Below are 21112 nucleotides of genomic sequence, written 5' to 3'. Positions count from 1 at the left end.
ATATGCGAAGCCGATCCCCCGCAGGCCGTGGACGATCCTAACGGTCACAGAACCTTCCGTCGCGGGGCACCACATTCACGCACTGCATTCCCTCATCTGAGAAGTACGCACACGGCACCGGGATTCGTTGGGTATCATGATATTCCGTCGGCATGTCGACTCTCCGGTGTCCCGGGAACGAGGGTGATTATCCGGCGCGGCGCCGGCGTGATGTGCGCAGGTCGGTGCGCGCGCCCTGGCCGGGCCTGTTGTGGGCCCACTCGGTGATCTCCGAGCGCTTGAACAGCGGGGTGCGGCCGATCCACTCCACCGGTGCCGGCGCTTGCCCACGGGAGACGTAGCCGCGGAACGTCGAGGCGGACAGCTCGTTACCGGTTTCGTCCTTGATCAACTCGAGGGCCTGAGCGGTGGTCAGTCGATGTGGGTTGGCCATCGGTGAGCCCCTTTCTGTTCATCGCCTTTGTCGGCGATGCCGGCGGGGTGTCCGGTTGCGGTCGGTGCCGCCCCACGATACAGCGATACGTTGCAAGGTTCGAGCCACGCGAACAGGTTTTGCGGAGCACGTTCCGGCGGAACGTGCTCCGGGGGCCAGGCGCGTCACGTATTCGAGGAAGCGAAACGCTCAGCGGCCGAGCGCCGCGCGGCGGAATAGGGCGAAGAGCTGGGGAGATGACATGTCCCCGACCTCTCGCGCCTCTCCTCCGGGCTGCCGGCGAAGGCTTCTCCTGTGCCACACCGCGGCCCCGACCGCGGTGGCCGAGGCCTCCACGGCAGCCGCGCAGGGGCGCTTCAGCTCGGCTCCCGAACGTAGGCCGGCCGCCGGCTGTCGGGTCCCCTTGTAGAAGGGCGTCCTGGACGCACCCACACCGATTACCTCGGCGGCGACGATGCCCGCCCAGGCGCCACAACGGCCGAGGTGCGTGACCATCGCTCGGAGATGATGATGCGCGCTTAAGGCCGGTCGGGGCACATCTCCCCCCGGGCGCGGATCGGCCCGGCGCCGTGCGCGCTTCACGTCAGAGTTTTCGGGCGGAAATCTCCACCCCTGCCTTGCGCAGCCTGTCGACGAGCGCGTCGCCGAGCGCGGTGGCCGGGGTGAGGACACCGGCCTCGTCGGGGAGCCGGTCGCGGTCGAGTACCAGGCTCAGGGCGGACTCCCCCAGCAGGACCGCGGTGGCCCGGTAGCCGGGATCGCCCTGCGCCGCCACCCGGGACGCGTACCGGGCGCCGGTCGTGGTGGTGGTGTAGATGTCCATCGCGAAGTAACCATTTTTCTGCGTCTTCTCGCTGGGGCCCTCGCCGGGTGCGGGCAGGATCCGGTCGAGGACGTACCGGGCGGGCGGAACGCTGAGCCCGAGCACGAGGCCGCCGAGGATCGCCGCGACACCGGCCGCGTAGAGCCGGGACAGGCGCGAGTCACCGACGCTCATCACCTCCCGGTACCTGAACGTCCGGCCGTACACCCAACCTCGGAGCGCGTTGCTGCGCCGCACGATGCGGGTGTTGTACGCGCCCATCACGAACGGCGCCTTCCACCCGCGGACCCGCGGGGCGATCTCGGTGCCGTCGACCATGGGGACGTCGGATTGCCGGCCGAGGTCGGGTTCGGTCGTCCGGTCGGGGCTGAGCGAGTACGGGGAGGCGGCGAGCCGGCGCAGGGCCGCATCGCCCCGGGAGAGGTCGATCTGGGTGCGCAGCGAGTCGATCGTCCCGCCGGAGACGCCGCCGCTCAGCGACGCGACCAGGGTGGTGTCGGTCAGTTCCCCGGCACCGTCGGCCTGGACCTTCTCGTGCAGGACGTGCACGCCCAGGTCGGAAGGAATCGAGTCGTAGCCGCAGGAGTGCACGATCTTCACACCATTGGCGCGGGCCTTGTCGTGGTGGGCGTCGATGCTCTCGCGGACGAACAACACCTCCCCGGTCAGGTCCACATAGTCGGTGCCGGCCGCGACGGCGGCGGCGACGAGTTCGGTGCCGTACTTCGCGTACGGTCCCACCGTGGTCGCGACAACCCGTGTGCGGGAAGCCAGCCCGGCGAGCGCGACGGGGTCGTCGGCATCGGCGAGGACGATCGGCCAATCGGCCGCGCGGGGCCCGAGCGCCGCCCGGGTGGCCTCGAGTTTCGCCTGGGACCGTCCGGCGAGTCCGATCCGCACACCGCCGGGGGCGGTGCGTGCCAGGTAGTCGGCGAGCAACCGTCCGACGAACCCGGTGGCACCGTAGATGACGAGATCGAGTTCACGTCCGCTGTCAGTCATGCGCGGAAGCCTACAAGCGACGCGGATCAGACAGAAGAGGTAGATGTAACCCTACGTAACCGTATGCCGGGGTGGTGGGGCAGATCCCCTCGAACCCGAATTGATGGGGACGTGTCATATTCCCAGTTCACGACCCGTTCCGGGCGCAGGCGGCGACGGCGCCTTCTCGATGAGTTTGCCCTTTCCGCACGGGTGTGTGGCCCGGCATCGGGGGGTGATACCGGGCCACAGGGGGGTGTTCTGCGAACAAAATCTGCTGGCCCCAGCGGGTGGCCGTTGGTTATCTACCCCTCGCGCTCATGTGCGCCGGTCAGAGGTCTGCTTGGCGTCAGTGCTTGTCAGCGCTGTTGGAGGTTTCAGGTCGATCACCCGCGGCGGACCGGTGTTCCGATAGGGCAGGTCGGTCCGTGACACCTGGGGGCGGACGTGAGTGATGCCCGCGCCGCTGGGAGATCAGCGTGGTGGACACCGATGCTGCAACCGTCCCGGCCGCCGCTCGCGGACGTGTCCGCGTGCCCCGGTGGGTGATGGCGTCGGGTCGGCCGGTCGGGGCCGTCGCATCGAATCGGGCGACATCGACAGCCGGGCGGCGTGAGTTTCAGTGGCGGCGCGTCGGGGTTCACGACCTCGGGGCCGTGACCGCGTGTGCGGTGACGGCCCCGAGGCGGAATATCGAGTGTCAGTGGCCGGTCGGGAGGGTTAGATGACGGCTCGTTCGACGAGGGGGGTGTTGTCGGCGATCCGCTGGTAGGTCAGCGGTGTGAGGTCGAGGGTGCGGAACTGTCCGTAGGTGATCAGTTCGGCGACACCGCGGCCGCAGGCCGGTGCCTGCTGGCTGCCGTGCCCGGAGAACCCGGCGCACATGACCAGGTTCGCGACCTCGGTGTGGGGGCCGAGGATCGCGTTGTGGTCGAAGGTGTTGAACTCGTAGTGGCCGATCCAGGAGTCGGTCACCTTCAGGGTGCCGAGTTCGGGCAGGCGGCGGGTGAGCACGGGAAAGATCTTGTCCTCCCAGATGCGATCCTCGTAACCGAAGTCGTCGACGTCCACGGCCGGGTCACCGACCAGGGGTGGGCAGCCGACGAGATAATCGCTGTCGCCGTAGGAGCGCATGTGCACCCCGGTGGGGTCGATGGTCAGGGGCAGATCCTGATCGAGCGGGGTTTCCGCCGAGAAGATGTAGGTGTAGCGACGGCGGGCCTCGATGGGCAGGTCCGCGCCGGCCAGACGGGCGATCGCACCGGCCCGGGTGCCGGCGGCGTTGACGACGGTGCCGGCGGCGATGCGCTCCCCGGTGGCCAGGGTGATGGTTTCGATGCGCTCCCCGGCGCGGGCCATGGCGACGACGTCGTTCTCGATGTAGTCGACGCCGTTTTCGCGGGCCTTGCGGCGCAGCCATTCGACCATGACAGGGGCGTCGAAGGCACCCTCGTCGACGGTGTTGAGGCTGCCGGCCACGATGTCGTCGAGGTGGAAGAACGGGTACTTGCCGGCGATCTGCTCCCGGGAAAGGATTTCGGTGCCGGCGCCGCAGGACGCCTGCAGCCGCTGGTCCTGCCGCAGGGTGTCGGCGAACTGCTCGGTGTCGGCGAGGTAGAGGTATCCAAAGTTGCGGATCGGCAGGTGCGGGATGGCGGGGTCGCCGCCCAGGTTTTCCCGGAAGTTCTTGACGAATTCTGCGGCGTACTGGGCGATCTCGACGTTGATCCGGGTGGCGAACTGCTGGCGCATGCAGTTGTTGCTGGCCGCGGTGGCTGACCGGGTCAGCGCCGCGTCGCGTTCGACGACCAGGATGGAGCCGGTGAAGTCGGGGTTGGTGCTCAGGTACCAGGCGATCGCGGAACCGCTGGTGGCGCCGCCGACGATGACGACGTCGTAGGAGCCGTGGGCGGGCTGTGTCCGGATGGGGGCAGTAGTCATGAGGTGAGTTGCTTTCCTTGCGGGCAGTGGTCAGGGGCGGAGTTCGCGCCAGCGGTCTCGGATTCGGTCGCGGCCTCGAACTCGGATCGTGGTTCAGCCGAGTTCGAAGACCTGGCCGGTCTGGGCGCCTTCGATCGAGCGGACGTAGGCCTGCGCGACGTCACCGAGGTCCACGGACGGGAAACCCGGGAAGTAGTCGCCGTAGGCGGTAAGGGCCTCGGTGAAGACGGTGGGGCTGACGGCGTTGATGCGCTGCGGAGCGATTTCGATGGCGGCGGCGCGCACGAACGCCTCGAGCGCCCCGTTGGCCAGTGAGGCGGCGGTGCCGGTGGGGATGGGGGTGCGGGCGAGGATCCCGGTGATCAGGGTGAACGACCCGGTCGGTGCGATCCGGTCGATGCCCTGGCGGACCAGCTCGATCTGGCTGCGGACCTTGCCGGTGTAGGCGGCGGTGTAGTCGTCGGCGGTCATCTCCTGGATGGTCTTGTAGGGAACGGTGCCGGCGGCGCTGGCGACGGCGTCGACGGTGCCGACGCTGTCGTAGAGGGCTGTGACCGACGCCGGGTCGGTGAGGTCGACGCGGACGTCCCCGGCGTTGCGGCTGGCGGTGATCACCTTGTGGCCGCGGTCGGTGAGGGCGGTGTGGAGGGCGGAGCCGAGGGTACCGGTGGAACCGATGAGGAGAATGTTCATGAACCTGAAGTTATCGACGCCGCGAAGCGAAGAGAAATACTTTCCGACGACCGGTTATGCTTGATTGTTATGAATATCGAGTTGCGGCACCTGCGTGCTCTCGCCGCGATCGGGGACGAGGGAAGTATCACCGCGGCGGCCGCCGCGCTGCACATCGCGCAGCCGGCCCTCTCACGCACTCTCAGTCAGCTCGAGGACCGGATCGGCACCGAGTTGGTCGAACGCACCACCCGCAGTCTGACGCTCACCGACGCCGGCAGACTGCTCTGGGAGCGATCGCACCGCATCCTGCAGAGCGTGGAGGACGCCATCGCCGAGGCGACGTCCGGGCCCGCTCCGCTGCGGGTGGGGTATGCGTGGTCGGCGCTGGGCCGGCACACGGTGACGTTGCTGCGGACCTGGAAGGACGCCCATCCCGCGACCACCCTCGTGGTCCGGCAGGTCGACAACCCCGACCTGGCCCTGCGCAAGGGCGAGATCGACGTCGCGTTCTTCCGGTCCGTTCCCGGGCCGGACACCTTCGAGCATGTCCTGCTCGGGTACGAGGACCGCATCGTGGCGATGGCCGAGGACGATCCACTGACGCGGACGGACGCGGTGACGCTCGGCGAGCTGTCCGCACGCCGTATCGCGTTGTGCGCCACCGCAGGAACCGCGGACCTCGACCTCTGGCCGGACGAGCAACGACCCACGGCAACGGTGGTGGTGGCGAATGTGGACGAGTGGCTGACCGCGATCGCCACCGGGGAAGCGATCGGGCTGACCAGCGACGCCACCGAATACAGCCATCCACATCCCGGGGTGAGCTACACGCCGCTGCCCGATATCGCCCCGGTGCCGGTGTATCTGGCATGGCCCCGGCGCGACCCTCACCCGATGACCGACCGCTTCATCGCCCACGCCGGCCGGTTCCTGAAGAAGGTGCAGAATAGACCCGCCGCTGCGGCGGACAGCACGTGAAGCCGTCGACGCGGATCGTCATTGTTTCCCTGCTGTGGATTGTTTCTTGCTGTGAATTGGGACGGCTTCGTCCGCGCTGTGTCGTGCGATGTCCTCGGTGTGCGCGCGCCGGGAGGCGGTGAGGTCTTCGCGAAGTTCTGTGATGAGGATGTCTTGTTGTTGCACCCGCTGTTGTAGCGAGGTGTTTTCGCCGGCACGCCGGTCGTGGTCGGTTTGCAGGCGTTGGTGATCGCTGGGATTGACGGACCGGGTGTCATGCCACCGGCGGTCGAGCAGTCCGGCCGGTCCCGGATGGGTCCGGGATCGCGCCGCACTCCCGGCGTCGTGACCCGGAAAGACCGTCGGAGCTGGTCAGATGGGCGCACAATCGGCCCTATGCGGCTGATCGCGCCGATGCTGGCCATCCCGGGTGAACCACCGGAAAACACCGACGACTGGGCGGCGGAAATGAAGTACGACGGCTTCCGCCTATTAGCTGCGGTCGGCGGCGGCGAGCGGCCGGTGTTGTGGACCCGCAACCTCAACGTCGTCACCTCCTCGTACCCGGAGGTGGTCGCGGTGCTGTCCGAGAAGTTCGGCGGGCGTGGCCGTATCGTCTTTGACGGTGAGATCGTGGCTCTTGCCCAGGGGCGGCCGTCGTTCGCCCGCTTGCAGAAGCGGGCGAACGCCTTGCGCCCGACGACGGCCCTGCGCCGGCAGGTGCCGGTCACGTATCTGCCGTTCGACGTTCTTGCTGCCGACGGGGAGGATCTGATGGCGGCCCCGTATCTGGAGCGCCGTGCCGCCCTGAGCGACCTCGGGCACGAGCTGCACGGCGCGGGCCTGCCCGTCCAGTTCTTGCCGCACTGGATAGGCGTCGATGGTCCTGTCATTCTGGATGCCGCCCGAAATTCCATGATGGAAGGCGCGATTTTCAAGCGGGTGCCTCGCTTTACCTGCCCGGTCAGCGCACCCGGTCGTGGCGGAAAGTGTTGTTGCGCAGCAGAAGTTCTGCCCTTGTGGTCGGCTGGGTCCCGGGTGGCGGTGTTCAGCGCAACATGGTCGGCGCTCTCGTCCTCGGCGCCTACGACGACGACGCGGTTCTCCGCTATGTGGGTGCGGTGTCGACCGGATTCACCATGGCGGTGCGCCACCAGCTCAGGGAGAAGCTGGCCCTCCTCGAACGCCGTACCAGTCCGCTCGGAGCAGAGTCCGAGGTCGCGGCCGCACAGGAGCACGGGATCGTGCGCTAGGTCGATCCGGTGGACGTCGCGTATCGCGAATATCTTCCGGGCGGGCTTCGGCATCCCGGTTTCAAAGGGCAGCGAGGAGATCTGGATCCGGGGTCGATCACCCGGGACTTGCTGTGACGGAGCGTATCCGATCAAGGGAAGCCGCTGTCGCCTTCCCCGGTGACAGCGGCTCCTCATCCCCCTTCACCCGGGAACGCTACGCACTGTAGGTCTTACCCGGTCGGGGGGACGGTGACGCCATATCGCCTCTCGGCAAGTGGTCGCTCGCAGCGACTCTTCTGGTGTGGTACCCGGGGTATGAGCGCCACCGTCGACCTCTTCAACAGCGGACGATCTGCTGGTATTCCGAAGGCTGGTGTCCCGGCGAGGGGTGGCGATCCTGCACGGGTCACACGTGGTCAGTGGGCGTCGTGGAAGGCCTGCGCGATCTCTGCGGGGATGCGGCCGCGGGAGGAGAGCTGGTGGCCCTGCTCGATCGCCCAGGCGCGGATCTTTTTCGTTTCGCCCGATGCCCGTTTCGGAGCAGTGGGGTTGACCTGCCGGTCCGCGCGGTGTTTGCGGCCGCCGACCCGGGTGGAGTGGGCGATGTAGTACTCGAAGGTCTCCCGGAGTTCCTTCGCGTGCTCGTCCTTCAGGTCGATCACGTACTCGACGCCGTCGACGGCATAGTGGATGCTCTCACCGTCGTCGCCGAAGACGGTGCCGTCGATGTCGTCGGCCAGCTCTACTACGACCTTGCGTGCCACAATTTCCACTCCTCGAGTTCTTCGGTACGGACCAGACGACACTACTGGCAGTACCGGAAGAAAAGAGTGTTCTGCCGCCGGTGGGCTCTCGGTCTACCTACCGTGAAGTGGCACGGGGTCCGCGACACTCGTGGACTCACCGGAGGAGGAGCGATGACTGCGAAGTTCGAGCTGTTCAAGGACACCGCCGGACAGTTTCGGTTTCACTTGAAGGCTGCGAACGGCGAAATCATCGCGGCCAGTCAGGGTTACACATCGAAGGCGGCGGCCCAGAACGGGATTGAGTCGATCAAATCCAATGCGGCAACCGCCCCGACCGACGACCTGACCTGACACCCGCTCCATGTCGGGGCCGTAACGTCGCGAGAACAAGACGCGGCAGGAGTGTCAGTCGGCCGGAGCACCGACGGGGAGCTGGCTGGCCGCAGCCATGATTTCCTCGGCGTAGCGGGGCTCGAAGGTGGGTGTCAGGCCCGCTGCGGCCCAGTAGTCCTTTTCGGGGTGGGCGGAGCCGATGAGGCCGCCGGCGATGCAGGCGATGGAGTCCGAGTCGCCGTTGCTCGTCGATGCCCAGGCGAGCGCCTCCGGCCCGGTCAAGGCGGCGGTGCCAGCATCGTCGGAGGTGGTGGCGAGGTCGGCGACCAGCAGGGCCAGGGCGACCGCACTGGCCGACTCCCACCCCTCACCGATACCGGCACAGGGGTCCCCGAAGTCGGCCGGCGGCAGAGGGCACAGCTGTTCGAGTCGGCCCGCGGCGGCGGTGAGGATATCCGCGGTTCCGTCGTTCAGCCCTTCTACCAGGTATGACGACACGTCCCCGGTGATCGGGGCGAGGACATCCCGCAGGTAGGGATCCGCGGTCCAGGCGCTGGTGCCATTGTGGATCTGCGCAGCCGCTGTCTGGGTGTGCTCGAGGAACCGGCCGCGGTACTCGGGCGCGTGGCGGATGGCGTCGGCGAGCAGCAATGCGGGCACCACGGCTCGCGGGTGTTTGTGGGTGATCACGGCCTGCAGTGCGGTCAGGCCCAACCAGTACGGGTCGGGGGCGAAGGCGGTGGGGACCAGGCGCATCACGGCCCCGCAGCCGGCGGATTCGACGGCGCCGGCGGTGTCGTACCAGCGGGCACCGGCACGCAAGTTCCTCAGGGAATTCATGCAGGTGCGGCCCGGCGCCCGGGTGTTGTCGGGGTCGACCTGCCACAGCAGGAACTGCCGGGTGATCGCGTCGGTGACGGCTTCGATGTCGTCGAAGTCGGTGACCTCGGCCAGAGCCCAATGAAGGGCAAGGGTCATCTGAGTGTCGTCGGAGATCACCCACCAGCCAGCGGGTGGGGCGACCGGGTAGGCCGGCATCTGGGCGTAGCTGGTGAATTCGACCTGGTAGCCCCAGGCATCGCCGGCAGCCAAGCCGGTCAGGGCGTTTCCGTAGCGGACGAGTAGTGCGGTGTCGCTGCCGGCGGTGGGTGCGGTCATGGGGTCTCCCCACGGGAGAGGGCGACGGCCGCGGAGCGGATGGTGACGATGTCCATCAGGTCGAGGTCGGCGACGCGGCCGAGGTAGTCGGCGATGGCGTCGGGGGTCATGCCTTCGTCGAGGTGCCGGCGGATCTCGTCGAGTTGCTCGTCGGTGAGTGCGGCCATGGTGATTGGTCCTTCCCTCGTCGCCCCTTCTTCGGGAGGGGACGTGTCATTTTAACTGGTAGAGAATGGGTTACGCGGCCTTGGTCGCGCTGCCGCCGGTGCCGTCGTCGGCTTCGGCGACGAGGTCTTCGGCGACCATGTAGACGGTCGGTCGGCCGCCGATGCCGTGGTGGTCGACCTTCACACAGCGCAGGTGGGTGCCCATCGGGAGGACGACCTCGTCTTCGGAGGAGTAGCTCGAGATCGATTTGACCGGAAGCCCGTCCCTAGTGCGGACGACCATCATGTACGGCGGGTGGCCGGCGAAGTTGTGTGCCGTGCCGTGGTTGGTGGAGAAGCTGGTGACCTTGCCGATCTCCATGCGGGAACCGACGGTGAATGCCGAGTCGATGTATTCCTCGGTGCTGCCCGTCCACCCGCTCGGGACCTGGGTGCCGCGGACCAGGGTCATCGGTTGTGTGTTCGGGTTGTGGCCGCGGAACTTGTCGAATGCGGAGTCCAGCTGGGACACCACGGTCTTGATGTGCCCGGACGGGTTCGCGTCGCGGCCGGTGATGGCGGCGTTGATCGAGCGGTAGCTGCCGCCGGTGTAGGTGGTCAGTGCGCTGCGTTCCTTGTAGCTGAGCATCTTCTGCACGAACTGCGCGTTGGAGGTGGTCAGCGCGCCGATGTTCGAGGTCTGCACGTGCCCGCCGGGTGCGGTCGTAAATCCCCAGGCCTTCAGGTCGCCTGCCCGCTGGGCGATCACCGGGTAGTCGTCGGCGGTTTCCTTGCCGTAGGCGCGGATTCCGCTGCGCCACAAGCTGGCGTGCTTGTCGGCGCCGAGGCTCTGCGGTGGGATGTCGTGGTCGAAGTGCGGGATGGTGCCGCCGCCGACCGTGGGGGTTCCCAGTGCGCGCCGGTGCGCCTTGGCGTAGGCGGCGTCAGCCTCGGCCTTGGTGGCGCCGCCGGCCAGTGCTGTCGCCCGGGCCTGCTCGCCGGCCTCGACCGCCGACCGTTGGCGCAGTACCCGCCGGTGCCGCTTGATGCCGTCGTGGATGTCCGCGTGGGCGGGGCCGCCGCCGACCGAGTCGGTCAGTTTGTCCCGCGCCTCGGCCATCTCCTCGTCGATCGTCGCCTGTTGAGCGGACGGTGTGGAGGCGTAGCCGTCGACGGCTCGGCGGGCCACGACGAGGGCGATGTCCCCCTTCATGGCGTGGGCTTGTTTCTGCATCTCGGTGGCCTGCGCGGGCAACGGATCGGGCCCGGTCATGAGGGGGATACGGTTGGCCTTGGCCAGGGCGTCGTTCTTGCCGTGCGCCTGGGCAACCGGATGGTAGGCGTCGCCGTTGCGTTGCAAGATGACGAAGTCCGAGGCGCCGCGCCGGTAGATGGCGGTGCCGCCGTCGAGGATGCGCCCCTCGACTTCGGTGACACCGGATCCGGTTTCCATCGCGATGGTGCCCGCGCTGTAGACGGTGGTGTCGCGGGGAGTCGACGCCAGGGCGGGCTGGCCGCCCTCGGTGAGCGCCTGCGCCGCTTCAGCTGCGGAGCGGCGGTTGAGCGCGCGGGTGATCGTGTCGACCTCGTCATCCGAGAGCGACGCGTAGTAGGCGTCGCGTTCGGCGTCGGTGGTCATGTCGTCGCGCATCCCGAACTTCGCTGCGGCCAGATCTTCCCGGGCCTCGACCTGTCGGCGCTTGGCGTCGAGATATGCCTGTTTGGCGTCGTCGAGGTCCTTCTGCTTCGCTGCGATGTCGAACGATGAACCGGTGCCGTCCTCGACAGCCTTCTTTGCCTTCCTCAGTCGGGCCCGAATCCGGTTGACCGCCTTGCGGGCTTCCTCAGCCTCCGCGTCTGCGTCGGCGACGCGTTGCTCGGCTTCATCGAGAGCGGCCTGCGCCGAAGTAATCTGCGAGCTGGCCAGCTTCACGCGCTCGGCCTCAGCATGGGCGATCAGCAGCTTCGCCGACGGGGGCTTGGCGTGGGTGCTCGGCATCGGGGTGTCCCCCAGCACCGAGGGGTCGATTCCCAACGCGGCCATCAGCTCCGGCAGGACGCTCGGTGGTGCCGATTGCACCGCGGCCGCGGTCAGAGCCATGCCTTGCTGTTTCAGGTGGTCGACCACCTTTTTCCGGGCTTCGCGGCCCAGTCGTCTGTTCGCGTTGGCTTTTGCGGCGGCCTTGTAGCTTCCGCAGCCGGGGCAGCGGCGCCCATTTCCGTGGGCTTTCGAGCGGCACATCGGGGCATCTTTCTGGGCAGACGGCACGTCCCCACACGCGGGTCGGCCGCCGATCACATGGCGGGCGAGTCGGTTACATCGCCGTGCTGCCGGGTGCACGCGCGTAATGAGTACGTTGTCGTGGGGCATGTCGTTCACACCCCCGCCCCGGTCCGCTTCGCGCCAGCCTGCCTCGGGCAGCAGATGTCCGAGAATCATCTCGCCGCCCGCCAGGCCCATACTTTACAAGTTCACGGCTGTATGTTGCAAGCGAGATCCTTACGTGAGACGTGTCATTCGTCCAGGTGGCAACCCCATTGTGGTCGGCGATGCCAGGGTGGTGGCCGGCGCCCCCGAAGCAACCGAGGGCACCGGGCGCGAGGGCGAGCGGGGGTCGGAGCGTGGTGCTGTGGCGGCTCACTGCCGCTGACCTCGTGCTGCTCGCACTGCTTGGCCCCGGAGTCGTTGCCGGTCGATCTGCCCGCTGGTCAGCGCGTCTGGGCGGTGACCGATATGGAACAGTCCCGTGGTGTGCGGGCAGACGAAGACGGCGAGTCCCTTCTCGCCGGGGTGCCGTTTGCGGACCGCTTTGGCGTCGGCGCGGCTGTGATAGCCGCGGTGATGACACAGGTGGCAGAAGGTCCAGCGGGCGGCCGGGTTGTAGGCGCGGGAGGTCATACGGACCGTTCGATCTGAAGATTGAGCCAATCGGACAGCCAGGTGATCGCGTTGCGGCCGACGTTGTCGACGACGAGCGCGTTGTAGTTGGTGTGGGCGCCGGAGGTGAAGAAACTCGCGGCCTTCAGGCCTTCGCCGACCAGGGCGGTCAGGTCCTCGGCACCCTGTGATTGGGCCATGGTCGTCAGTGAGCCGGTCAGCGCCGGAAGATCAACATTCTCCGTTTGGGTACTGATGCTGGTCGCCGCTGTGTTCGAGGCTTTGCCGAGTAGTTCCGGTGGGGTCTTGGAGGCTTTGCCGGAGAGCATGTTCACCGCCACCGAGGCCAGGTCGAGGCCGACGGGCAGCAGGCCGGCCATCGCGGCGCCCGCTCCGAGGGGGTCGGGTGCCTTCCCCGGGGGTGGCAGCAGTTTCTCCACCGCGGTCCAGGCGATTTCCTGGATCTGCCCGATGAGGGTGGCCAGCCGGATGACGTCGACGCCTCCCAGGATGGACGCCACGAGTGCGGCGATCTGGGTGTACCCGGTGGGGTCCGGGATGACCGAGAGCACCTGCGAAACCCAGCGAAGATCCACGGCCGCGGCCATCTTCACCAACGGCGAGAACTGGTTGTTCAGCTCCCCCGCCACCTGGTGCGCACCGCGGGCGTCGAGGGCGGCGACCTTCCGCGGCAACACCGTGAGGTTGCGGAGAACGCCCGGCATGTCGAGAGCGGTCACCCCGGTGGCGACATTGAGAACCTGACCCACCACCGTGGCCGGCTTCAGCACCGACAGCACAGTCGACGCGCCCTGCAGCGCATCGGCTGGAGTGGAGGTCAGCGGGGCGAGGTGATCACCGAGGGTGGTGGCCGCGGCCGACAACTGCGCCGCATCCCCTGACGTGGCGGCCACGGTCGAAGTCCCCGCATCGGTCAGCTTCCGTGCGGTGTCGGCGATCGTCGTCACGGTGGTCAGTGCGGCAGACAGATCCGATGCCCCGGCCTTCGAAAGGACCTCGGAGGCGCCATGTTCGGGGCTACCTACTGGGGCTGCGGACAGCTGGGCGGTGGCGGCGTGCGCGGTCCCGGAGTCGATCAGGTCGGCGATCGGGGCGAGCGTGGTGGCGAGGGACGATGCCGTCGCCGCCACGCCGCCGATGTCGATGTTCGGGGCGGAGAGCTGCTGGGAGAGGGTGGCGACGTTGCGGCCTAAGGCGGGCAGGTCGGCGCCGGAGAAGTCGGAGGTCAGGGCGGTGGCCAGCCGGGCGTTGCCGCCGTCGGTGCTGGTGTCGCCATTGTTGCTGGTGTTGCCGTTCGTGCCGGGGGTCTTGGACAGGATCGACCCGAGCGAGCCCAGGAGTGGGTTGTCGCCCTTGCGGATCGAGCAGTACAGGTCCCCGGGATCGCAGATCGAGGCGACCCGGCCGGAGAGCGTGCCCATCCCGTGGGGGCGTGGGTCGGCGATGCCGTGGCCGGAGGTGCGAGGACCCACAGTCGCGGAGCCTTTGGTGCCGGCGCCGGGGTCGGCGAGCAGGCCGACGGCAAGGACACGGTCGGCGGGCATCGGTCCGTTGTCGTTGCCGATCCGAGAGGCAAGATCGCCGGCGGCGTCGGCGCCCTGTGAGTAGCCGGTAATCGTGAACTTCGTGTTCGTGCACTTGCGGGAGACGTCGGTGAGGACCGCCGTCGCCCTGGTGACGGCGTCAACCTTGCTGTCGGCGTAGGTGTGTCCGTTGTCGAACGCGCGGGCCATGTACGGGAGGGTATAGACCTGCGCCCGGTTACCGTGGGCGACGGTGATGGCGTCGGCGACCGGTGCGAGGATCCCCACCGCTTGGTGGGGGTCGGCGTTCTCTGATGTCTCCCAGGTACCGGGGATGAGCAGGTTGAACGTCGCCGCACAACTGGTGGGGTCGGCGTGCGCGATAGCCGGGGCGGTCACCGCGACACTGCCGGCGACGGTCGCGCACACAACGAGAGCGACCACGTTGCGGGCTCTCGAACGTCTTGCGGGCATGGGCACCTCATCTGTAGCCGCGAGCTATGAAGCTCACCCCTCGATGCGGCCCCGGGATGCCACACGCAGCCTCCGAAGAACACACACCGATGAGGTGAGGTGCATACGGTGACCGAATCCGGCAGCGGAATTCAACGGGGTACGTGGATAACTTCTGCTGCCCCGCCACCATTCGCGGTCGCCTGCCACCCGGCCACCGCCGCGTACCCCCGTAGCGTTGCGAGAACCGCTAGCTGCAATAGCAGGGCTTCCGCGATCGGACTGCGGACACGACACGTCCCCCCGAATTTCCTAGGCCTGTGATGCCTGCGATCAGATCCAGTCGATGTGGACGGAGTCGATGTGGTCGAAGTGAAATCCGAACTGGTCGCTGTACTTGTCGAAGCCCTTGTTCTCGGGGTAGTCGAGGGTGGCGTGCCTTTCGAGCAAGGCGACGACCCGGGCGTGATCGTCGTTGGCCAGTGCGGCGGCCAGTTCGCGGGACTCCTCACTGGTGAACGGTGTGTCCGAGTTCGCGAAATCCAGGGTCCGGACCCGGTAGTCGTAGCCCTCGTCGGCGCCGTTGCGGACCATGACACCACCCTTGACCCGGATGACCGCTTTTTTGGGGGTTCCGTCCGGGCGTAACACGCCGGCGCGTTTCATGATGTCCTGCGCCTTGACGTTTTTGAGTTTCTTGCTGGCGTCGGCGCGCAGCTCGTTGGTTTCCCCGGAGCGGTATCGGGAGACGGCGGAGCGGGACCGCCCGATCTTCGCGGCCACGGCATCGACGCCGCCGAGACGTTCGATCGCCGCACGGCGTTGCGCACGCTCGAGAACATCGGCATGCGGGATGCGGCCTTGCTGCGCCCACCGGCGCAACGTACGAGCCGACGGCGGGGTGCGGCCGGCATCGATCGCCGCCTGCCGCAGGCCCTCGTTGCCGAGTTCCGTGCGCAGTTGCTTGACGGAGACTTTGCTGGTCAGCCCCGCCAGTCCCCCACTTTTGACCTGCTTCGACTTCTCGACACCGCTGGTCGCGGCGTTGGCGACCGAGACCTTGAGGCCGTCGAGGCCGACCGCCTCCTGCGCGGGCTTCTTGGTGCGCGGCTTCGGGAGATGCAGTGCCATCAGTCGTCTTCTTCCTCGGCGAACGCCGCCTTGATCGCAAGGTTCACGTCGTGAACGTCCTGCGCCGAAGTGAAGGCGGACAGGAGTGTGTCGGCGAGGACCACGTCCTTCTCCACCGACATCTTCCCCAGCGCCTCGCTTGCGTCGGCAATGTCCTCGCCATCGGCGAGGAAGTACACCCAGGAGTCGGTGACGGTACGGACCGGCCAGCGGCCGTGCTCGCGGGCAATCCGCATCGCCACCCGGCGGCCGCGCCACCGGCAGTGCGCGATAATCGCCGCACGCCAGAGCGGTTGGTGGTGATGTTGCATCTGCTTCGCAGTCCACATGTCCGGGTTGACCATTCGCCCGATGTAACCCTTGTAGCAGGTGCCGAGGAACCGCTTCGTCGCTTCGTCGTCGGTGTCCACCGCGGCCTTCCGGGCCTCGCGCAGGATTTTGGCCCACTTGTCGAGGGCGCGGCCCTGTTGTGGGTAGACCCAGGCCTCGGTGATGTCCAGGTCGTCGAGTTCGGCGCCGATTCCTCCGTCTGCCACTGGTGAGCACAGTCCGTCGAGGCTGACCGTGGTCACCCAAGTCTGGACCGGTTGGTCCGCGAGCATGTGGGGGTGCGGCAACGGGAGTTTCTCGGGCAGCGAAAGTGCCTGCCCGGGAGGCAGGGTGATCCGCCACAGCCCGAAGGGTGCACCCTTCTCCGTCACCGCCGCGGCCGCGGCAGTGTCACCAGTCAGGTGTTTGGGCTGCCCGTAGCCGAATTCGAGCATGCCGGCGGATGCGAGGTAGGCGGCGCGTTGATCGATCGAGACCAACCGGTGGGCGTTGTCGAGGTCATCGGCCTCCGGGACGCGGGTCCAACCGACAGCGGGTTCGAGGTCTCCACGTGGCGGGCCGTCCAGCGGTGGGACCGAGCCGGGTGTGGTGACGACGATGCCTTTGCCGCTGCGGATGCGTTCACGCTTGATCTTGTCGACGAGAGCGGCGCCGGTGCGCGCGGGCGTTGGTCCCGGGAGCACCCCGAGGTGCTTGGCGCACCAGGCCAACCGGCGACCGAGTTCCCGTGCGGCGGGTAGGTCGTCGTCCGGGAGATACGTTCCGGCCGTCGGTGCGCCGAGGATACCCATGTCGCCGACCCGGTTGTGCCAACCGAAGTCCTTGTTCCAGTAGGTCCACACGTACGGTTCTATTACCACATCGACCATCGAGGTGAAGTTCCCGATCGAGCGGGACAGGTGCACCACGTGCCCGGGGTCGCCGCGCAGTTCCCAGCCCGCGTTCAGCAGTGGGGTGAGGGTGGCGTGGAGGACGGCGGTCAGTTCTTGGGCGGCGCGGTTGCGGAGGGCTTCCATGTCGTCGACGTCGTCTTCGCTGCCTGGGTCGATGATCCACCCGAGCAGCTCGCACGCGGCCTGTCCGACGATCCAGATCTGTGCGGGGGCGCCCAACGGTGTCAGCGAGGCCCAGCGGATCAGTTTGTCCAGCTTCTCGACCGAGTCGACCGGCCCGGTCAACTCCCGCCCGGACGGCGTGTACGTGCCCGCAGCGGTCACGATCAACGCATGACCATCGGCCTCGTCTCCGGCCGGAAGCGCCTCCCACACCGGCGGATCCGCCGCGGCGCTGCCAGCCTCGTCGTCATCCCCCTCGTCGCCGTCCACCGCTTCGTTGTCCACCGCTTCGTTGTCGTCCACCTCGAGAGACGGCGGAGCCGGGGCGTCGTCGGCGTAGTCGGCGTCCGACTGCTCGGACGATTCGGGGTGTGCGGCAACGGCTGGCTCGGAGTCCGCCTGATCGGCTGCGACGAAGACACCAGCTTCGACGGAGGCAGAGTCGTCGTCGGGGACAGCAGCATCATCGGTGGAGGCGGGAGACGTCGTCAGGGTCGCCTCGGGCAGTGCGAACAGAGGCATCTGCTCCCACGGACCGCTCATGACTCCTGCTCGGCGATCCGGCCGTCATGATCTGCCGGAGGGACGCTGTAGCGGTCGAAGAACTCCTGCAGGGCCACGTCCACCACGTTGGTCACCGTGGATTGGCGATCGTTCACCAGCCAGGTCAACCGGGCCTCCGTCGAGGCCAGCACCCGGGTATTGAGCGGAACCTTCGTTGGTCCCTTCCGCGGTTCCAACTTCGCCGTCAATTCCGGACTCGGCGTTCCCGCATCGGAGGAACCTTTCGCGCCGGGAGCGCGCGTCCCCGACCCCGCGGCGCCATCTCGGGCTCTGGTCGGGCGGCGGCGGGCGCCGCCGTCGGAATGTCCTACCTTCGCCATACCCACCCACTCGTATTCCGCGTGTGCCGCCGTGTGCTTGCGCGGACATCACCCTACCCACTACGGGCCTTATTGCAGGTATCTTCGCGGGCATGTTTGCGTGCAGATTTGTGCCCGAGATGTGACGGGGTGCTACGGGCGCAGGCAGTGACGCCGCCGGTGGTGACATCGCCGGAGACACTGCCCGGGTACGTCAGTCCAGGAAGCCGTCACGACTAGACACTCTCGGATTCGTCATTCCACCGGCGTGATCGGCACCCCGGGCGTGATGAACAGGTAGTGCCGGGCGCCGTCGTGGGTGAGGGACATAGCCACCCCCGTGGTGTGTCCCTCGGCGAACCGTGCGAGCAGCATGCAGGTGGCTCGAATCCGGTGCGGCTGATGCCGTAGGTGACGCCGCCCAGAGATGAGGCCGGGCACCCTACCCTCCTTCGCTGGCGGTGGATCGTCGCCGAAATCTCGCTTACACCCGGTCCTCCGGGCGGACGGACACACCGCCGCGGTCCGAAGGTACGCCTGCGGGCGGGGTTACCAGCGATGGACGACGCTCGGGTCCGGCTCGTCACTGCCCCGGATCGCGACCGGAGTCGCCGGCGTAATCAGCAGGCGAACCGTCGAGTTCTGGCTGACGAAACCGACGAATCCGCCGTTGCCGTTGTCTGCGAAGAGGCCCGGATAGCTTCCTCGAGGCCGTGCGCGGCGGCCGCATCGGCGAGCGGATAACGGACCCCGTCGTAGATCGCTTCGTAACTCATCATCCTTCTCCCGCTGGTCTCGTGGTGCCCACAAGCGTAGAAGCGTCGGGCCGACGGTCGTGGCCGATGCCGATGCCGATGCATTTTCCGCAACAAAGTGATCCGACCGGATCGCCGCACCTCGGGCGCGGTCAGCCCGCCGCACGCGCCACCGTCGACCCGCGCCGGGAGCGACGGACCGACGGCGTCCCCCTTTAGCTTCTTTAGCGTTGCCAGGGACCGGCACCACACGCAAGGCGGCCCGGTTACCGTCTGTCGGTATGGGGACCACCTTCCACGGGCCGAGCCCGTGGCCACACATCACCCGCGCCATCCGCACCCGGGGCGCCCGGTACGCCGCGATCGGCTACCTCGGCCAGGACGCACCCGAACTGCTCCCGCTGCGCGCCGGGGACCTGTTGGTCGTCAACGCCTCCAAGGCCGCGGTCCGGGCGCACGCCACCTCCCCCGCCGCCCTCGCGTACTACGTGAACAAGGGGGTGCGGGTGCTGTCGTCGCCGACCCTGCACGCGAAGGTGATCGCCACCAGTCGGCGAGCGGTGATCGGGTCGGCGAACGCGTCCGAAAACTCCACCCTCGCCGACGACGCCGTGGTCATCACCGACGACCCCGACATCATCGCCTCGGTGCGGACATTCATCGACAGCCTCGACGAGCTCACCGAGGTCGATGAGGTGTTCCTCGACGATGCGATCCGGGAGTGGGAGATCGGCCGCGCCGTCCCCCTGCCCGGGGTCACCGGCCGCGTCCGCACCGGGACGGACTTTCTGCCGACGCCGGTCACCCGGATGTTCGTCAAACACGCCGTCGACTATCAACCCACCCGCACCGAAGAACATGTGCTCGAGCAGCACCGGTCGCGGCAGCGGACCACGGCAGGGCCGGCGGCGAAGTACCAGCTCGAATCGCTGCGCCTCGACAAACCCAGCAGTGTGAAGCGCGGCGACGTGATCATCTTCGTCTCCGCCGACGACGCATGGATTTACCCACCCGCCGTCGTGGTATCCGACCCCATGAAGATCCCGCGAACCGGCGGGGCGGTGCTGTACTTCCTCCGCACCCGCACCGACCCGCCACCCCTGCCCCTCACCGACGCCGAGAAGGCACTCACCGACCTCGGACACCCCGGCTCACGGCTGCGGACCGACCACTACGTCCGCTCACCCAGCCTCCGGACCGCGCTGCTGGGACTGTGGGACCTCTGAGCAGCCGCGCCACCAATTTGAGCGGCGCACACCACCACCGAGCCGCCTCGAATGCGTCGAGGTCTGCGTGGACCTCGCTGGCGTTCTCGTCCTCGAGATCGATCCCGTACTCGGGCATTGTCGAGCGGGTAGCTGATGCTGTCGCCCTCATCGCCGAACACGGTCTCCGTCGATGCCATCGACCAGTTCCGCCGCAGTCCGCTCGCCACGAGAATGACTGCCGGGGTGTTCGATAGACACGAACCACACAACGGGTGCCGTGCGTTGCACAACACGCAACCCCCACTGCGACGCTAGCTAGCGTAGCGAAGTTAGCTATCCTCGCTTTGCGGTTACCGTCGCGGAGCTTTCGGCGCACGATCGATAACGCCGCGCACCGGTCCGGGTGTTGCAGCCCAATCGATCTGAGCCTTGGCGCAGCCACCACCGCACGTGATGGCGATCCGCGGCTGGCCATCCGGTCGCCGACGAAGAAATAGACAACCGACCCAGACTCGGGCACATACGTCACCGTGATGAAATTATGCCTGCTCTCCCCCTGCCAGAAGAGCCGCACCAGACGGGTTCGCCAACCGATCAGCAACTGAAACGTACCCGCGTCGAGACGCGCACCGATATGCCCGCGGCACCGTCGAACGACTTGGGCGGCCGCGATGGCATTTGGCGGGACCCGGACTCGACTTTCGTGGCGCGATCGATCGCGGTCACCGTCGTGTTCGATCATCATTCAGATCTACTCCCCCACTTCGGGGATCGAGTGGCGGTGTGTCTCTGCGGCGCGGCCGTCAGCTCGCCAGGCTACCCCAGAGGAGACCCGACTAGAGCTCGACGGATATCCGTTGCTGCATCGTGCGGGCGTGTTGTTGCTTCGCGGTGATGGCAGCCTCGATGCGGCAGCGCAGGTTTTCGTCGTCCAGGCGTGGACTGTCGAACCCGGTCACCACCGCCAGCTCGGTTCCGATGCGGATGTGGGCAGTCTTATTGACCACCGATCCGTCGTCACGGCACGCCAGCTCGCGCCCAGCGGCGATGACCTGAGCCATGGCGTCATCGCGATCGGATGCCTCCCCTGCGCGCACCGATGTCCGCTGAATCTCCAGATCCCAAAATGACACGAACCACTCCACAACCGCTCCCTCATCCACTTTTCTTGAGTGAACTGTATGAGTCACCGGCGTCCAGCATGCAACGCGGCGCCCCGCCCACCTGCAATGCGCAGATGATCGCCGACGTTGTGATGGTGTTGCATCTGCATTGCGGTCCACATGTCCGATTGTCTGTTGCATCCGAATCGGGCGCCGGCGTTGCCAACCTCGTACTGTCGGCGTTGCGTTTCCGCAACCACGCGTTGCGTTGCCAACCTCATCTGGTTGGTCGGCAACGTCGGACTGTGTTGCGGTCAGAGGCGCTGGGTGTTGCGGAAGTTCGGAATTTGCTGGGCGGGACAAG

At 67.4% G+C, this 21112-nt stretch carries 18 protein-coding genes and 1 pseudogene; 4 read left to right on the top strand and 15 right to left on the bottom strand.

Features of this window, described 5'->3' with window-relative positions; translation table 11 throughout:
- Window positions 1-187: 187 nt before the first annotated feature.
- The 4 genes from WKC72_RS39255 to WKC72_RS39240 form a co-directional block, all read right to left on the bottom strand.
- On the bottom strand, window positions 188-433 hold the full coding sequence (locus tag WKC72_RS39255; RefSeq protein ID WP_370185214.1) for a helix-turn-helix transcriptional regulator: 246 nt from the start codon (window positions 431-433) through the stop codon (window positions 188-190).
- A 583-nt stretch (window positions 434-1016) separates the two neighbouring features.
- Window positions 1017-2258 carry a trans-acting enoyl reductase family protein gene (locus WKC72_RS39250; protein WP_370185213.1) on the bottom strand — a complete coding sequence of 414 codons (1242 nt, stop codon included), beginning with the start codon at window positions 2256-2258 and terminating at the stop codon, window positions 1017-1019.
- A gap of 699 nt (window positions 2259-2957) precedes the next feature.
- Window positions 2958-4178, bottom strand: a complete 1221-nt coding sequence (locus WKC72_RS39245) for an NAD(P)/FAD-dependent oxidoreductase (RefSeq protein ID WP_370185211.1) — start codon at window positions 4176-4178, stop codon at window positions 2958-2960.
- A gap of 93 nt (window positions 4179-4271) precedes the next feature.
- A complete protein-coding gene (locus WKC72_RS39240; RefSeq protein WP_370185209.1) occupies window positions 4272-4871 on the bottom strand; it encodes a short chain dehydrogenase in 600 nt (199 codons plus the stop codon).
- Between the two features lie 69 nt (window positions 4872-4940).
- Here WKC72_RS39240 and WKC72_RS39235 point away from each other — a divergent pair, with 69 nt between their 5' ends.
- Entirely contained in the window at window positions 4941-5831 is an 891-nt protein-coding gene (locus tag WKC72_RS39235; protein ID WP_370185208.1) for a LysR family transcriptional regulator, read from the top strand.
- A 375-nt stretch (window positions 5832-6206) separates the two neighbouring features.
- Window positions 6207-7180: pseudogene (locus WKC72_RS39230) on the top strand (DNA ligase).
- A gap of 281 nt (window positions 7181-7461) precedes the next feature.
- Here the strand turns inward: WKC72_RS39230 and WKC72_RS39225 are convergent.
- On the bottom strand, window positions 7462-7809 hold the full coding sequence (locus WKC72_RS39225) for an Lsr2 family protein (RefSeq protein WP_370185206.1): 348 nt from the start codon (window positions 7807-7809) through the stop codon (window positions 7462-7464).
- Between the two features lie 153 nt (window positions 7810-7962).
- On the opposite strand from WKC72_RS39225, the gene WKC72_RS39220 reads away from it, so the two are divergent.
- Entirely contained in the window at window positions 7963-8142 is a 180-nt protein-coding gene (locus WKC72_RS39220) for a YegP family protein (protein WP_005256424.1), read from the top strand.
- A 54-nt stretch (window positions 8143-8196) separates the two neighbouring features.
- On the opposite strand, the gene WKC72_RS39215 is transcribed toward WKC72_RS39220, so the two are convergent.
- The 9 genes from WKC72_RS39215 to WKC72_RS39175 all read right to left on the bottom strand — a co-directional run bounded on the left by WKC72_RS39215 (window position 8197) and on the right by WKC72_RS39175 (window position 18123).
- Complete coding sequence (locus tag WKC72_RS39215) at window positions 8197-9282, bottom strand: ADP-ribosylglycohydrolase family protein (protein ID WP_370185204.1); 1086 nt, start codon at window positions 9280-9282, stop codon at window positions 8197-8199.
- Window positions 9279-9449: a hypothetical protein gene (locus WKC72_RS39210; protein WP_005263108.1), complete on the bottom strand. Its 171-nt coding sequence runs from the start codon at window positions 9447-9449 to the stop codon at window positions 9279-9281. Before WKC72_RS39210 ends, WKC72_RS39215 begins: the two co-directional genes overlap by 4 nt.
- Before the next feature lie 70 nt (window positions 9450-9519).
- Entirely contained in the window at window positions 9520-11529 is a 2010-nt protein-coding gene (locus WKC72_RS39205; RefSeq protein ID WP_370185201.1) for an ADP-ribosyltransferase, read from the bottom strand.
- Between the two features lie 537 nt (window positions 11530-12066).
- A complete protein-coding gene (locus WKC72_RS39200) occupies window positions 12067-12327 on the bottom strand; it encodes a hypothetical protein (RefSeq protein ID WP_370185199.1) in 261 nt (86 codons plus the stop codon).
- A complete protein-coding gene (locus tag WKC72_RS39195; protein ID WP_370185197.1) occupies window positions 12324-14324 on the bottom strand; it encodes a cutinase family protein in 2001 nt (666 codons plus the stop codon). The genes WKC72_RS39200 and WKC72_RS39195 overlap by 4 nt, the downstream gene beginning before the upstream one ends.
- A 312-nt stretch (window positions 14325-14636) precedes the next feature.
- Window positions 14637-15434: a hypothetical protein gene (locus WKC72_RS39190; protein ID WP_370185196.1), complete on the bottom strand. Its 798-nt coding sequence runs from the start codon at window positions 15432-15434 to the stop codon at window positions 14637-14639.
- Window positions 15434-17362: a hypothetical protein gene (locus tag WKC72_RS39185; protein WP_370185195.1), complete on the bottom strand. Its 1929-nt coding sequence runs from the start codon at window positions 17360-17362 to the stop codon at window positions 15434-15436. The genes WKC72_RS39190 and WKC72_RS39185 overlap by 1 nt, the downstream gene beginning before the upstream one ends.
- Entirely contained in the window at window positions 17359-17514 is a 156-nt protein-coding gene (locus WKC72_RS39180; RefSeq protein ID WP_370185194.1) for a hypothetical protein, read from the bottom strand. The genes WKC72_RS39185 and WKC72_RS39180 overlap by 4 nt, the downstream gene beginning before the upstream one ends.
- Before the next feature lie 423 nt (window positions 17515-17937).
- Entirely contained in the window at window positions 17938-18123 is a 186-nt protein-coding gene (locus tag WKC72_RS39175) for a hypothetical protein (protein ID WP_370185193.1), read from the bottom strand.
- 595 nt (window positions 18124-18718) lie between these two features.
- On the opposite strand from WKC72_RS39175, the gene WKC72_RS39170 reads away from it, so the two are divergent.
- Window positions 18719-19663 carry a phospholipase D family protein gene (locus WKC72_RS39170; protein WP_370185191.1) on the top strand — a complete coding sequence of 315 codons (945 nt, stop codon included), beginning with the start codon at window positions 18719-18721 and terminating at the stop codon, window positions 19661-19663.
- An 818-nt stretch (window positions 19664-20481) separates the two neighbouring features.
- On the opposite strand, the gene WKC72_RS39165 is transcribed toward WKC72_RS39170, so the two are convergent.
- Window positions 20482-20790, bottom strand: coding sequence for a hypothetical protein (locus tag WKC72_RS39165; RefSeq protein ID WP_370185190.1), 309 nt, complete (start codon window positions 20788-20790; stop codon window positions 20482-20484).
- Window positions 20791-21112: the final 322 nt, after the last annotated feature.

Source organism: Rhodococcus wratislaviensis, assembly GCF_041228765.1.
Classification (GTDB): Bacteria; Actinomycetota; Actinomycetes; order Mycobacteriales; family Mycobacteriaceae; genus Rhodococcus_F; species Rhodococcus_F wratislaviensis.
This window is presented reverse-complemented; position numbering and strand designations above follow the sequence as displayed.